The 13,306-nt window shown below is 67.8% G+C and carries 14 protein-coding genes and 1 pseudogene; 12 read left to right on the top strand and 3 right to left on the bottom strand.

The window, feature by feature from the left end; translation table 11 throughout:
• Positions 1–69: 69 nt before the first annotated feature.
• On the top strand, positions 70–546 hold the full coding sequence (locus WDM94_02695) for an MmcB family DNA repair protein (GenBank protein MEJ0011532.1): 477 nt from the start codon (positions 70–72) through the stop codon (positions 544–546).
• Positions 547–759: 213 nt separating this feature from the next.
• Here the strand turns inward: WDM94_02695 and WDM94_02690 are convergent.
• The 3 genes and pseudogenes from WDM94_02690 to WDM94_02680 form a co-directional block, all read right to left on the bottom strand.
• Positions 760–1,294 (bottom strand): annotated as a pseudogene (locus tag WDM94_02690) (ActR/PrrA/RegA family redox response regulator transcription factor).
• A gap of 72 nt (positions 1,295–1,366) precedes the next feature.
• The gene (locus WDM94_02685) at positions 1,367–2,752 is read right to left on the bottom strand and encodes an ActS/PrrB/RegB family redox-sensitive histidine kinase (GenBank protein MEJ0011531.1); all 1,386 of its coding nucleotides are present in this window, start codon (positions 2,750–2,752) and stop codon (positions 1,367–1,369) included.
• A gap of 176 nt (positions 2,753–2,928) precedes the next feature.
• A complete protein-coding gene (locus WDM94_02680; protein ID MEJ0011530.1) occupies positions 2,929–3,702 on the bottom strand; it encodes an alpha/beta fold hydrolase in 774 nt (257 codons plus the stop codon).
• A gap of 96 nt (positions 3,703–3,798) precedes the next feature.
• Between WDM94_02680 and infC the strand changes: the two genes are divergently transcribed.
• From infC to WDM94_02625, 11 genes are all read left to right on the top strand, one after another.
• Positions 3,799–4,335: a translation initiation factor IF-3 gene (infC, locus tag WDM94_02675; protein MEJ0011529.1), complete on the top strand. Its 537-nt coding sequence runs from the start codon at positions 3,799–3,801 to the stop codon at positions 4,333–4,335.
• Between the two features lie 69 nt (positions 4,336–4,404).
• A complete protein-coding gene (locus tag WDM94_02670; protein ID MEJ0011528.1) occupies positions 4,405–5,310 on the top strand; it encodes a diacylglycerol kinase family protein in 906 nt (301 codons plus the stop codon).
• Entirely contained in the window at positions 5,307–6,122 is an 816-nt protein-coding gene (locus WDM94_02665; protein MEJ0011527.1) for a methyltransferase domain-containing protein, read from the top strand. Before WDM94_02670 ends, WDM94_02665 begins: the two co-directional genes overlap by 4 nt.
• Positions 6,123–6,289: 167 nt before the next feature.
• Positions 6,290–6,490 carry a 50S ribosomal protein L35 gene (rpmI, locus tag WDM94_02660; protein ID MEJ0011526.1) on the top strand — a complete coding sequence of 67 codons (201 nt, stop codon included), beginning with the start codon at positions 6,290–6,292 and terminating at the stop codon, positions 6,488–6,490.
• A gap of 43 nt (positions 6,491–6,533) precedes the next feature.
• A complete protein-coding gene (rplT, locus tag WDM94_02655) occupies positions 6,534–6,893 on the top strand; it encodes a 50S ribosomal protein L20 (protein MEJ0011525.1) in 360 nt (119 codons plus the stop codon).
• Between the two features lie 86 nt (positions 6,894–6,979).
• Complete coding sequence (locus WDM94_02650) at positions 6,980–8,035, top strand: aromatic ring-hydroxylating dioxygenase subunit alpha (protein MEJ0011524.1); 1,056 nt, start codon at positions 6,980–6,982, stop codon at positions 8,033–8,035.
• 3 nt (positions 8,036–8,038) lie between these two features.
• The gene (gene pheS, locus WDM94_02645) at positions 8,039–9,136 is read left to right on the top strand and encodes a phenylalanine--tRNA ligase subunit alpha (GenBank protein MEJ0011523.1); all 1,098 of its coding nucleotides are present in this window, start codon (positions 8,039–8,041) and stop codon (positions 9,134–9,136) included.
• Positions 9,133–11,556: a phenylalanine--tRNA ligase subunit beta gene (pheT, locus tag WDM94_02640; GenBank protein ID MEJ0011522.1), complete on the top strand. Its 2,424-nt coding sequence runs from the start codon at positions 9,133–9,135 to the stop codon at positions 11,554–11,556. Before pheS ends, pheT begins: the two co-directional genes overlap by 4 nt.
• Positions 11,553–12,119 (top strand): hypothetical protein, encoded by a 567-nt coding sequence (locus tag WDM94_02635; protein ID MEJ0011521.1) that lies wholly within the window; start codon positions 11,553–11,555, stop codon positions 12,117–12,119. Before pheT ends, WDM94_02635 begins: the two co-directional genes overlap by 4 nt.
• Positions 12,120–12,150: 31 nt before the next feature.
• On the top strand, positions 12,151–12,648 hold the full coding sequence (locus WDM94_02630; protein MEJ0011520.1) for a cyclic nucleotide-binding domain-containing protein: 498 nt from the start codon (positions 12,151–12,153) through the stop codon (positions 12,646–12,648).
• Positions 12,649–12,749: 101 nt separating this feature from the next.
• Entirely contained in the window at positions 12,750–13,166 is a 417-nt protein-coding gene (locus WDM94_02625; GenBank protein MEJ0011519.1) for a DoxX family protein, read from the top strand.
• Positions 13,167–13,306: the final 140 nt, after the last annotated feature.

The raw sequence follows: 13,306 nt of genomic DNA, 5'->3' as shown, positions 1-13,306 counted from the left end.
GTAAGCAACTGGCGCGCGCTTTTTCGCTTCCATCGAAGCGATTCGCGTGCCACTTTTGTTCTCATGCTGATGGATCATTCGGGCCTCGTGCCGCCGGTCGATGGACGGCAATCGCCGCACGCGGCTTCCGTGGCGCGGGGGGTCGGGCGGCTGCTACGGACGCAGGGCTTTGTCGTGGTGAGCGAGCTGCCGCTCGCCACCGGCCGCCGCGCCGACATCGTCGGGCTAGGGCCGTCGGGCGACCTGTGGATCGTCGAGATCAAATCGTCGATCGAGGATTTCCGCGCCGACGAGAAGTGGCCGGACTACCGCCTCTCGTGCGACCGGCTGTTCTTCGCCTCGCACACCGCGGTACCGGCCGAGATTTTCCCGGAGGACGCCGGCCTGATCATGGCCGACGCGTTCGGCGCCGAGGTGCTGCGCGAGGCGCCGGAACACCGGCTGCCCGGTGCGACGCGGAAGGCGATGCTGGTGCGGTTTGCCCAGGCCGCGGCGCTGAGGCTGCACGGGCTGATCGATCCGGGTGCTGGCGAGGTTTTCGGGTAGGGCTTCGCCCTCCCGCCTTCTCCACTCATGGGAGGAGAGACACCCCTCCCCAAAACCGCGATGCGGTTTTGGCCCTCCCACAAGGGGAGGGCTCAACAAGTGGAGTTTGTTGGAGCGTGGTGTTTCAACAAGGATGAACCCTCCCCTTGTGGGAGGGTCAAACGGCCAAAGGCCGTTTGGGGAGGGGTGTCCCTCCTCCTCACCTCGGGCGGCTTACCGCGGGGCGCGCTTCGCCAGTATCCGCTGCAACGTCCGGCGGTGCATGTTCAGCCGGCGCGCGGTCTCCGAGACATTGCGGTCGCAGAGTTCGTAGACGCGCTGGATGTGTTCCCAGCGGACGCGATCGGCCGACATCGGATTTTCCGGCGGCGGGGCGCGCTCGCCGGGCTCGCGGGGTGAGCGCGAAATGGATCTCGTCGGCGTCGGCGGGCTTGGCGAGATAATCGACGGCGCCAAGCTTAACCGCGGTCACGGCAGTCGCGATGTTGCCGTAGCCGGTGAGGACGACGACGCGCGAGTCGGGGCGGCGCTTGCGGACCAGCTCGATCACGTCGAGGCCGTTGCCGTCTTCCAGGCGCATATCGACGACCGCGAAGGCGGGCGGCATGGCCTCGGCCTTCTTGATGCCCTCGGCGACGGTGTCGGCGGTATCGACGACATAGCCGCGGGTTTCCATGGCGCGGGCCAGGCGCTGGAGAAAGGCCTTGTCGTCATCGACGATGAGCAGCGACATCTCGGTACCGGTCATGCTGGCCTCGGATCGGCCCGCGCGCCAATGCGGGCGTCCGGCAGGCCAGGCGGCTAGGTGGGTTGGTAGGGGTTATAGGGTCTCCACCGGCCGCCGCCAAGGCGTTCTATCATCGATGGTTTCCGAGGCGGAACCGGCCGTGGCCGGGCCTGCGTCCATGAGGGCGCGCGGCCAGGCTATGCGAATCACCGCGCCTTTGGCCGGGGCGACGCGGTTGGCGAGGTCGAGGACGGCGCCGGAACGCTCCAGCAGCGTCTTGGCGATGAACAGGCCGAGGCCCAGGCCGCCGGCCTCGTGGTCGGCCTCGCCCGAGGCGGCATCGCGCCGGGTGGTGATGTAGGGCTCGCCGAGGCGGTCGATGATCGCCGAGGAAAATCCCGGCCCGTCGTCGGCGATGGTGATCGCGACCTCGGTGTCGTTCCATTCGGTGCCGACGGTCACCCGCTCGGTGGCGAAGTCGACGGCGTTCTCGACGAGATTGACGAGGCCCTGCACGATCGCCGGATTGCGGATGCCGATCGGCTCCGGACCCTTGCCGTTCGGCGGCGTCACCTCGATCTTCGCGGCGAAGGCGCGATAGGCCTCGACCACCTCCTCGATCAGGTGCGAGAGCGGCAGGCGCGACAGGTGCCTGTCGACCTGGCCGGACATCGACGTGAGACGGGACAAGATTTCGCGGCAGCGCTGCGACTGCGACCTCAGCAGCGCGACGTCGTCGGCATGTGGGCTGCCCGGGGGGAAATCGCGTTCCATTTCCTTGGCGACCAGCGCGATGGTGGCGAGCGGCGTGCCGAGCTCATGCGCGGCGGCTGCCGCCAATCCGTCGAGGGCGTAGAGGTGCTGCTCGCGCGCCAGCACCATCTCGGTGGCGTTCAGCGCCTTCGCCAGTTGGCGCGCTTCCTCGGCGACGCGGAAGGCGTAGACGCCGGTGAAGACGCAGGCCGAGACCAGCGCCACCCAGACGCCGCCGACGTAGAGCAGCGGCAGGTTCTCCGAGCCGCCGACGTACCACGGCAGTTGCCAGTGATAGACGGCGAGCACGGACGCCACGGCGATGACCAGGAGGCCCAGCGCCGCGGTCGGGCGCGAGGCGAGCGCCGCGGCGGAGACGATGACCGGCGCCAGCAGCAGGATGGCGAACGGATTCTCCAGCCCGCCGGTGAGGAACAGCAGCGCTCCGAGTTGCACGACGTCGTAGGCGAGCAGCGCGAAGGCCGGCCACTGGCCGAGGCGGAGCGTCGCCGGATAGCGGGCGCGGAGCACGAGATTGATGCCGGCGGAGAGGCCGATGAGCAGGAGGCAGAGCGTCGTCGGCAGCGGGAAGACCAGCACAAAGCGAACGAACAGCACGGCCAGCGCCTGGCCACCGACCGCCAGCCAGCGCAGCCGCACCAGCGTATCGAGACGCAGGCTGCGCGGGGAGAAGGCGCGGGTCGGGGCAACGACGATGTCGCTCATCGCCGCGATCCTAGCAGATCAGGCGGTTGCGTCTCACGGTGTGCTTCTACCTCCACTCCGCTCTTCCCGGCGAAGGCGGGGACTAACGAGCGGCAACGCGAAAGGACCGCAAAGATCAGCGCAGGACGCTCCACCCGGGTCCCCGCTTTCGCAGGGATGAGCGGGGAGGAAAGCCATCACCCGGCGTCGGCGACGAGGCCGGCGAGCGCGGCGCGGATGCGCTCCAGATCCTCCGGCCGCGACAGGCGGTGGTCGCCGTCCTTGACCAGGGTCAGCACGACGTCGTCGGAGGCGAGTTTCTCGACCAGTGACGCCGCGTGGCGCCACGGTACCTCGCGGTCGGCAATACCCTGCAGGATGACGACCGGGCAGCCGACCTCGATCAGGCGGTCGCCAAATACGTAGGCCTCGCCGTCCTCGATCACGGCGCGGGTGATGACGTAGGGCTGATCGGAGTAGGCGCTGGGTTCGTTGACGTAGCCGTCGCGCTCCAGCGCCGCGCGCGCCTTCTTGGTCATGCGGTCGCGCATCAGCGTGCGCGTCATGTCGAAGGCCGGCGCGATCAGCAGCAGGCCGGCAACCCGGCCGGTGCCGCGCATCGCCTCGGCGAACAACAGCGCCAGCCACCCGCCCATCGACGAGCCGATCACGATCTGGGGGCCGGCGGTGGTATCGAACACCGCCCTCGCCTCCTGCAGCCAGCGCGTTATGGTGCCGTCGGTGAAGGCGCCGCCCGAGGCGCCGTGGCCGGAATAGTCGAACCGGGTGGCGGCGAGGCCCTTTTCGGCGGCGAAGGCGTCGACCGCGACGGCCTTGCTGCCCTCTATGTTCGACATGAAGCCGCCCAGCCAGAACAGCCCGGGCGAGCCGCCGGCGCGGCGGATCACTGCGATCTCGCGGGCAGCGGAACCTGTATCCACCGTCAGGCGTTCCGCCGTTGTGTCAGCCATGCGGGGACCCCATTTATGCAGCCCGGCAGCGGTTGACTTCCCGCGCCGCTTGCCCGAATCCTCTCGCTCCCATTGTCCACCGAGGAGAAGACCACCATTCGCCGTCCGTTTAGAGCACCGCCCACCACCAAGGAAGGCCCAGCGATCAACGAGGACATCCGCTCATCTGCGGTCCAGTTGATCGACGACAAGGGCGAGAATCACGGCAATACGCCGATTCAACGCGCCCTCGAAATGGCCCGCGAAGCGGGCATGGATCTCGTAGTCATCTCGCCGAACCAGGACCCGCCGGTCGCGAAGATTCTCGACTACGGCCGCTTCAAATATGCGGCGCAGAAGAAGGCAACCGAGGCGCGCAAGCGCCAGAAGGTCATCGAGATCAAGGAGATCAAGATGCGCCCGAACATCGACGTTCACGACTACGAAGTGAAGATGCGGGCGATCAAGCGGTTCTTCGAGGACGGCGACAAGGTCAAGCTGACGCTGCGCTTCCGCGGCCGCGAGATGGCGCACATCGAGCTCGGCGCCAAGCTGCTCGACAAGGTCAAGGAAGACACGGCGCCGATCGCCAAGGTCGAGGCCGAGCCGAAGATGGAAGGCCGGCAGATGATGATGGTGCTGGCGCCGCGGTAGTCCGCGCTCCGTACCGTTCGCTAGTTGGAAGCCGGCGCCCTCGCCGGCTTTCGCATTTCTGGGAACACGATGAAGATTTCGCTCATCCTCAATCGCGAAGCCGGAACGCTGCGCACGCTCGATGCGGAGAAGGTCGGCGAGCAGATCGCGGCGATTTTCCGCGAGGCCGGACACGACGTGACGGTGCATGTCGCGGCGGGCGGCGACGCGATTGCCGCGATCAAGAAGGCGGCGAAGCAAAGCGAGGCCATCGTGGTGGGCGGCGGCGACGGCACGATCTCCGCTGCCGCGGCGATCGCCGCCGAGGCCGGTGTTGCTCTTGGCGTATTGCCGCTCGGCACGATGAATTTTTTCGCGCACTCGCTCGCCATCCCGCCGGACATGAAGGCGGCCGCCGCGGCGCTGGCCGGCGGCGAGGTACGCACCGTCGACATCGCCAGCGTCAACGGCCGTTTGTTCGTCCACGCCCTCGCCCTCGGTCTCCATCCGGCGATGGTGGCGGAGCGCGAGAAGCTCGCGTACGGCTCGCGCATCGGCAAGATGATCGGCAGCGCGCGCGCCTTCCTGCGCGTCGTGCGCCATTCGCACCGCTTCGACGTGTCGATCGAGAATGCCGACCGGAAAATCGAGCGCCGCACGGCCGGCGTCGTGATCAGCAACAACCCGTTCGGCAAGGGTCACATGCCGTATGCCGACCGCCTCGACGGCGGCGTGCTCGGCGTCTACGTCACGACCGCGCGCGGCTGGGTGCAGCTTGCGCGCGTCACCGCCGCTGCGGCGCTGGGGGCGGCGGAGGAGCATCCGCTGGTCGCGTACCTGGAGACTCCGGCAGCCACCATACGTTTCCACCGGCGGGTCACGGTGCCGACGACGCTCGACGGGGAGCTCGTGCGGCTGCAGGGGCCGCTGGAGGTGAAGATCGTCGCGGGAGGGCTTAAGGTGCTGGCGCCCAAGGCGAGCGAGGCCGCAGCATGAGCAACGATAACAGCACGTCTTTCTCCGGCAACATTCCCGAGTACTACGACAACGCGCTCGTCCCGATCATCTTCGTCGACTTTGCGGCCGAGATGGCACGGCGGCTCGCCGCGCTGAAGCCGACGCATGTGCTGGAGACTGCGGCGGGCACGGGCGTCGTCACGCGCGCCATGCGCGATGCGCTGCCGGCCAGCATCCCCATGACGGTCACCGACCTTGCGGCGGCCATGCTCGACATCGCGCGCAAGCGGTTCCGGCCCGGCGAGGCTCTGACCTTCCAGCCGGCGGACGGCACCGCGCTGCCCTTTAGCGACAACAGCTTCGATGCGGTGGTCTGCCAGTTCGGCGTGATGTTCTATCCCGACAAGGACAAGGGCTACCGCGAGGTGCTTCGCGTGCTGCAGCCCGGCGGCACGTATCTGTTCAGCGTCTGGGACAGCCACGCCCACAACTCGTATGGACGGATCGCCTACGAGACCGTCGCCGCCTTCTTCCCAAAGGATCCGCCGCAGTTTCAGAAGATTCCGTTCTCGTATCCGTTCGAGGCGATCAAGGATTCGCTGACGGCGGCGGGCTTCGCCGACATCAACGCCTCGGTCATCCGGCTGCAGAAGGCCGTGCCCGACTTCCGGCACTTTGCGCGCGGTTTCATCTACGGCACCCCGGTCATCGACCAGGTCAAGGCGCGGGGCGGCGTCGATCCGGAGGCGCTCGTAGCCAAGCTCACCGAGGCGTATCACCGCGAATTCGGCCCCGACGGCCGGTCGATCCCGCTGCAGACGCTGTTCTTCTCGGCCCAGAAACCCGCCTGAGCCGCTCGCCAGGCCCGAAAACGCACGATTCCAGGCGGGCAGCCGCGCCTCCGCCGCCCTTGTGCGCCGCACCCCTCGCCGCTATAAACCCCGCGGTTTCGCGCCGCCCGGCCATGGAAGGGCATGCCGTGGCGACGCTGTTTCAGCTCCAACCTTAGGGAAGCAAAATGCCCAAGCTCAAGACCAAGAGCGGCGCCAAGAAGCGATTCAAGGTGACCGCCACCGGTAAGGTGAAGCATGCCCAGCGCGGCAAGCGTCACATGATGATCCGGCGCACTGCCAAGCAAATCCGCAATCTCCGCGGCACCAAGGTGCTGTTCAAGACCGACGGCGACAACGTCCGGAAGTACTTCCTTCCGAACGCGTAGCTCCCGTCCGTCAACCGCACCCAACATCCGAGGAAATTGAGAAATGGCACGAGTTAAACGTGGCGTCACATCGCACGCCAAGCACAAGAAGGTCCTGAAGCGCGCCAAGGGCTTCTACGGCCGCCGCAAGAACACCATCCGCACCGCGAAGGCCGCCGTCGACAAGGCGGCGCAATATGCCTTCCGCGACCGCAAGAACCGGAAGCGCTCCTTCCGCGCCCTGTGGATCCAGCGCATCAACGCCGCCGTGCGCGAGCATGGCCTTACCTACGGTCGATTTATCAGCGGCCTCGGCAAGGCCGGGGTCGAGGTTGACCGCAAGGTCCTGGCCGAGCTCGCCGTCAGCGAGCCGGCCTCGTTCAAGGCGCTGGTCGAGAAGGCATCGGGCGCGCTCGCTGCCTGACCCTCTGACCAGCGTTTCGCGGCGGAAGCGCTTCGGGATAGAAGTCCCGAAACTTTTGTCCGGGCGTGGGTGAGGGTTAACACGAAGTGCAGGGCCTGAAAGCCGAACTACTGCGTGGCTTCTGGTACGTCGCGATGCCCGCCGGCGAACTCGCCCCGGGCACGACCGCCGTGCGCGTCATGCTGGGCGACCAGATCCTGCTGGCGCGGCGCAAGAACGGCTCGGTCTTCGCCATCAACGACATCTGCCCGCACCGCGGCATGCCGCTGCACCATGGCCGCTTCGACGGCGAGCGCATCGCCTGCACCTATCACGGCTGGCAGTACGGCTCCGACGGCACGTGCGCGTTCATCCCCTCGGCGATGGACGACCAGAAGATCGACCTCGCCAAGATCCGCACCGCCGCCTACCCGTGCGTCGAGCAGCAGGGCCTGGTCTGGGTCTACTTTGCGCGCGACGGCGAGGCACCGGCCGGCGAGATGGCGAAGCCGCCGATGATGCCGCTGTTCGCCGCCGACGCGCAGCCGAAGGTGCACGTCGAGCAGACGTTCCCGTGCTCGGTCGATCACGCCGCCTTCGGGCTGATGGACCCGGGGCACATCGCCTTCGTGCATACCTCCAAGTGGTACCGCGCCAAGGTCGGCGTGGTGAAGCCGAAGGAAAAAAGCTTCGCGCCCTCCGATCTCGGATTCCGAATGCTGCGCCACAAGGTGACGGCGCAGAACCTGCTCTACCGTCTCCTCGGCCGCGAGGTGACCACCGAGATCAGCTACCGCCTGCCGGGGCTGCGCATCGAGGACATCAACGGCGAGCGCAATGCCGTCGTCACCGTCTCGGCGCTGACGCCGATCAGCGACGAGGAGACCGCGTTCCACCAGATCATCTGGGCGACGCCGGCGTGGGCCAATCTGGTCAAGCCGATCGTGCGCTATGTCGCCAACGTCTTCGTCGGGCAGGACCGCGCCATCGCCGAGAAGCAGCGCGAGGGGCTGGTGCGCGCGCCCAAGATGATGCTGATCAACGACGTCAACACCCAGGCCCGCTGGTGGATGCGCCTCAAGGACGAGTGGGTCGCGGCCGGCAACGAGGGCCGCGATTTCGTCAACCCGATCAAGGCAGCGACGCTGCGCTGGAAGAGCTGAGACATGGCTGTGGATCCGACCGAACACCTCGCGACGCTGGAGAAGGAGATCGTCCAGCGCGTCAACGCGGCCGGCGACGAGGCCGGGCTGGAAGCGGAGCGCGTCGCCGCGCTCGGCAAGAAGGGCGTCGTCTCCGAATTGATGAAGACGCTGGGCACCATGCCGATCGAGACGCGCATTCTCATGGGGCCTGCGATGAACGGCCTCAAGGATCGCGTCGGCGCGGCCATCAGCGCGCGCCGCGAGGTGCTGAAGGAAGAAGCGCTGGCGCGCGCCATCGTCGCCGACGCCGTCGACGTCACCCTGCCGGTGCGGCCCTCGCCGCTCGAAACCGGCCGCATCCATCCGGTCAGCCAGGTGATCGACGAGATCACGGCGATCTTCTCCGACCTCGGCTTCGCCATCGCCGAGGGGCCGGACATCGAGACCGACTACTATAATTTCACCGCGCTCAACTTTCCGGTCGGACACCCGGCGCGCGAGATGCACGACACGTTCTTCTTCAACACCAAGCCGGACGGCGAGCGCCTGCTTCTGCGCACGCACACTTCGCCCGTGCAGATACGCACGATGGAGAAGCAGAAGCCGCCGATCCGCGTGGTCATCCCGGGCCGCACCTACCGCATGGACTCGGACCAGACGCACACGCCGATGTTCCACCAGGTCGAGGGACTGGTGATCGACGAGAAGAGCCACATCGGCCACCTCAAGTGGGTGCTGGAAGAATTCTGCCGCGCCTTCTTCGAGGTCGACAAGGTGCAGATGCGCTTCCGCCCGAGCTACTTCCCGTTCACCGAGCCGTCGATGGAAGTCGATATCCGCTGCAAGCGCGTCGGCAACGAAATCCGCTTCGGCGAGGGCGACGACTGGCTGGAGATTCTGGGCTGCGGCATGGTCAACCCGAACGTCATCCGCGCCGGCGGCCACGACCCCGACAAGTACCAGGGCTTCGCCTGGGGCATGGGCGTCGACCGTATCGCGATGCTGAAATACGGCATGCCGGACCTGCGCCCATTCTTCGAGGCGGACGTCCGCTGGCTCAACCACTACGGCTTCCGCCCGCTCGATCTGCCTACGCTGGCCGGGGGGCTGTCGTCGTGAAGTTCACCCTGCCGTGGCTGAAGGAGCACCTCGAGACCGAGGCGCCGCTCGCGATCATCGTCGACAAGCTGACGCAGGTCGGGCTCGAGGTCGAAAGCGTCGAGGACCGCGCCAGGGAATTTGCACCGTTCAAGATCGCGCGAGTCGTCACTGCCGAGAAGCATCCGAATGCCGACCGGCTGAAGGTGTGTCGCATCGACGCCGGCGACGGCAACCTGATTCAGGTCGTGTGCGGCGCGCCCAACGCGCGCGCCGGGATGATCGGCGTGTTCGCGCCGCCGGGCTCGCATATTCCGGGCACCGGCGCCACGCTGGAGAAGGGTGTCATCCGCGGCGTCGAGTCGAACGGCATGCTGCTGTCGGAGCGCGAGCTCGGCATCTCGGATGCGCACGACGGCATCGTCGACCTGCCGGCGAACGCACCGATCGGCCAGCCCTATGCGGCCTTCGCGAATCTCGGCGAGGCGGTGATCGACATCGCGGTGACGCCGAACCGGCCGGACGCGCTGGGCGTCGCCGGCATCGCGCGCGACCTCGCCGCGGCCGGCGTCGGCCGCCTGATCGACCGGACGGTGCAGCCGGTGAAGGGTGTCGGCGCCTGCCCGGTTAAGGTCGTGCTCGACTTCGGTTCGATGCCGTCGCTCTGCCCGGCCTTCGGCCTCCGCCTGGTGCGCGGCGTCAAGAACGGGCCGTCGCCGGACTGGCTGCAGAAGCGGCTGCGCGCCATCGGCCTTCGCCCGATCAACGCGCTGGTCGACATCACCAACATCATCACCTACGACCGCGGCCGGCCGCTGCACGTCTTCGATGCCAACAAGATTTCGGGCAGCCTCGTCGTGCGGCGGAGCAGGTTCACCGAGTCGATAAAGGCGCTCGACGGCAAGACCTACACGCTCGACCCGGACATCTGCGTCATCGCCGACAACAAGGGCGTGCAGTCGATCGCCGGCGTCATGGGCGGCGAGGCTTCCGGCTGCAGCGAGACGACGACCGACGTGCTGATCGAGTCGGCGCTCTGGGAGCCGCTCAACATCGCGCACACCGGCCGCAAGCTCGGCATCAACTCCGACGCGCGTCATCGCTTCGAGCGCGGCGTCGATCCGGCGTTCATGATCCCCGGACTGGAACTCGCAACCCGGCTGGTGATGGATCTCTGCGGCGGGCGGGCGACCGACATACTGGTCGCCGGTGAGGTTCCGACCGCGCGGACGACGATCGATTTCCCGCTCGGCGAGGTGAAGCGGCTGGCCGGCATCGAGGTGGCGGCGCCCGAGGCGACGCGCATCCTCGATGCGCTGGGCTTTACCTCGAAGCCCGGGCGCGGGCCCGGCCACATGATCGTGACCGTGCCGACGTGGCGCCCGGATGCCGCCAGCAAGGCCGACATCGTCGAGGAAATCGTGCGCATTTCCGGCCTCGACAAGGTACCCTCGACGCCGCTCGACCGCTTGCCCGGCGTGGTGAAGCCCGTGCTCACCCCGATACAGCAGCGTACGCGCCGGGCCAAGCGTGCGCTCGCCGCGCGCGGCTTCGTCGAGGCGGTGACGTGGTCGTTCGTGGCGCACGCGCGCGCCGTCGCCTTCGGCGGCGGCGACAAGGCGCTGGTGCTCGCCAATCCGATCGCGGCCGACATGTCGGACATGCGGCCGAGCCTCTACCCCGGCCTGATCGCGGCGGCGCGGCGCAACGCCGACCGCGGCTTCGCCGACATCACGCTGTTCGAGGTCGGCCAGATCTATCGCGGCGACAGGCCGGAGGATCAATTCACCGCGGCGAGCGGCATCCGCACCGGGACCGCAACCGTCAACGGCGGCGGCCGCCACTGGACCGGCGCGGCACCGGCGGTGTCGGTGTTCGACGCCAAGGCCGACGCGCTGGCGCTGCTCGATGCGCTGGGCATCGCGGCGGAGAAGGTGCAGGTCAGCGCAGATGCGCCGGCGTGGTATCACCCCGGCCGCTCGGGCGTGATCCGCCAGGGGCCGAAGACGATCATCGGCACGTTCGGCGAGTTCCACCCGAAGATTCTGGAGGCGCTGGACGCCGAGGGGCCGCTCGCCGGGTTCGAGCTGATCCTCGAATCGATCCCGCTGCCTAAGGCGAAGGCGACCAAGGCAAAGGGCGCGCTGATGCTCTCCGACCTACAGCCGGTGAAGCGCGATTTCGCCTTCCTGGTCGACCGCTCGATGGAGGCGGCGAAGATCGTGCGCGCCGCCGAGAGCGCCGACCGCAAGCTGATCGTCGGCGCGGCGGTGTTCGATGCCTTCGAAAGCGAGGCGCTCGGCCGCGACAAGAAATCGGTGGCGATCGAGGTTACGCTGCAGCCGACGGAGCACACGATGACCGAGCAGGAGATCGAGGCGGTTGCCGCGCGCGTGGTTGCCGCCGTCGAGGAGGCCACGGGAGGAACGCTGCGCACGTGACCGTCCTCCCCGGCTACCGCATCGAAGGACACGCCATCGTCTCGGCCGACGGATGCATTGCCGGCGCCGACGGCAACACGCCGGCTTCGCTCAACAACGAGGCCGACTGGCTGCGCTTCCAGGCGGCGCTCGACATGGCCGCCGTGGTCGTCGTCGGCCGCTACAGCCACGAGGTGAACCCCAACACGATGCGGCGCAACCGATTGGTGATTTCGTCTTCGGCGCACGGCGTCGAGCGGCGCGCCGATGCGTGGTGGTGGAACCCCAGCCAGGCATCGCTTTCGGCGGCGCTGCACAGCGCGGCGCCGCGCGGCGGCATCGTCGCGGTACCCGGCGGGCGCGAGGTCTTCGACCTGTTCCTCGCCTCGGGCTACGACGCCTTCCACCTCGCCCGCGTCGCCGGCGTCACGCTGCCCGGCGGCGTGCCGCTGTTCACCGCGCTCGGCAACGGGCAGACGCCGGAGACATTGCTCGCCGCCGCCGGCCTCGAATCCGGACCGGCCGAGACCCTCGACGCCGCGGCCGGTGTGACGCTGGTCACCTGGCGCCGCGCTGCGGCTTGACCCTCACCTCCTGCCACAAGAGATTGCCGCCATGGAACCGCTGGACATCCTGAAAACCGTGCCGTTCTTCGCCGACGTGCTCGACAGCGCGGAGATCGAGGAACTGGCGACCAAGGCCTACTTCATCCGCTTCCAGCAGGGCGCGAAGCCCATCGAGGAAGACGCGCCCGGGCACGCGATGTACATCGTGGTCTCCGGCGAGGCGGACGTCACGGTGCACGGCGTCGATGGGCCGGTGGCGAAACTCAGCGGCGGCGACATCGTCGGCGAGATGTCGCTGCTCACCGGCGCGCGGCGGAGCGCCACGGTCACGGCAGCGACGCCGCTCGAGGTGATCGAGGTCAACAAGGTGGCACTGGCGCATGTGCTCAAGCAGTCGCCCGACCTGGTCGAGCGCTTCGCCGTGCTGATCGAAAAGCGGCAGCATGCGCTCGACCGGCTGGCCGGCGGCAGCGCATGGGGCATGATGCGCGTCGGCAAGGCGGAGATGGCGGCGACCATCCGCTCGTTCTTCGCCAATACAATCTGACGCAGACGTTCACCGCGATGTGACCTTCGCGGCCCTTCCGGGCGGCGCATCGATCTGGCATGTCCGGGCGGCGGCGACCTCGCACTCGGCAGGTGTATTTCTTGGAACAGTTCTTCGATCGGCTGACCCTCTGGCGTCCGCAGTTCCTCTCCCTCCTCCGCATCGTGACCGCGCTGCTCTACCTCGAGCACGCGACGCAGAAGCTGTTCCACTTTCCGGCTTTCCCGGCGCGCGCCGGCATGCCGCCGCCGGCCGGCGGCTTCTCGTGGTTCATGCTGATCGGGATACTGGAGCTCGTCGGCAGCCTGGCGCTGATCGGCGGCTACTACACACGGCTGGCGGCGTTCGTGCTCTCCGGCGAGATGGCGATCGCGTACTGGAGCGCGCACGCGCCGATGAGTTTTTTCCCGCTCATCAATTTCGGCGAGCCGGCGATCCTGTTCTGCTTCGTGTTCCTGTACATCGCGGCCGCGGGGCCGGGGCCGTGGAGCATCGACGCACAGCAGCGGCGGCGGTAGGTGCTCCGGAGCGTAGGAGAGACACCCCTCCCCAAACCGCCTTCGGCGGTTTGACCCTCGCGCAAGGGGAGGGTTCGGCCTGTTGAAATATCACGTTCCAACAAACTCCGCTTGAGCCCTCCCCTTGCGGGAGGGCCAAA

Source organism: Bauldia sp. (assembly GCA_037200845.1).
GTDB lineage: Bacteria > Pseudomonadota > Alphaproteobacteria > Rhizobiales > Kaistiaceae > DASZQY01.
Note: the sequence above shows the minus strand (reverse complement) of the source record. Positions and strands in the feature narration are given on the sequence as shown.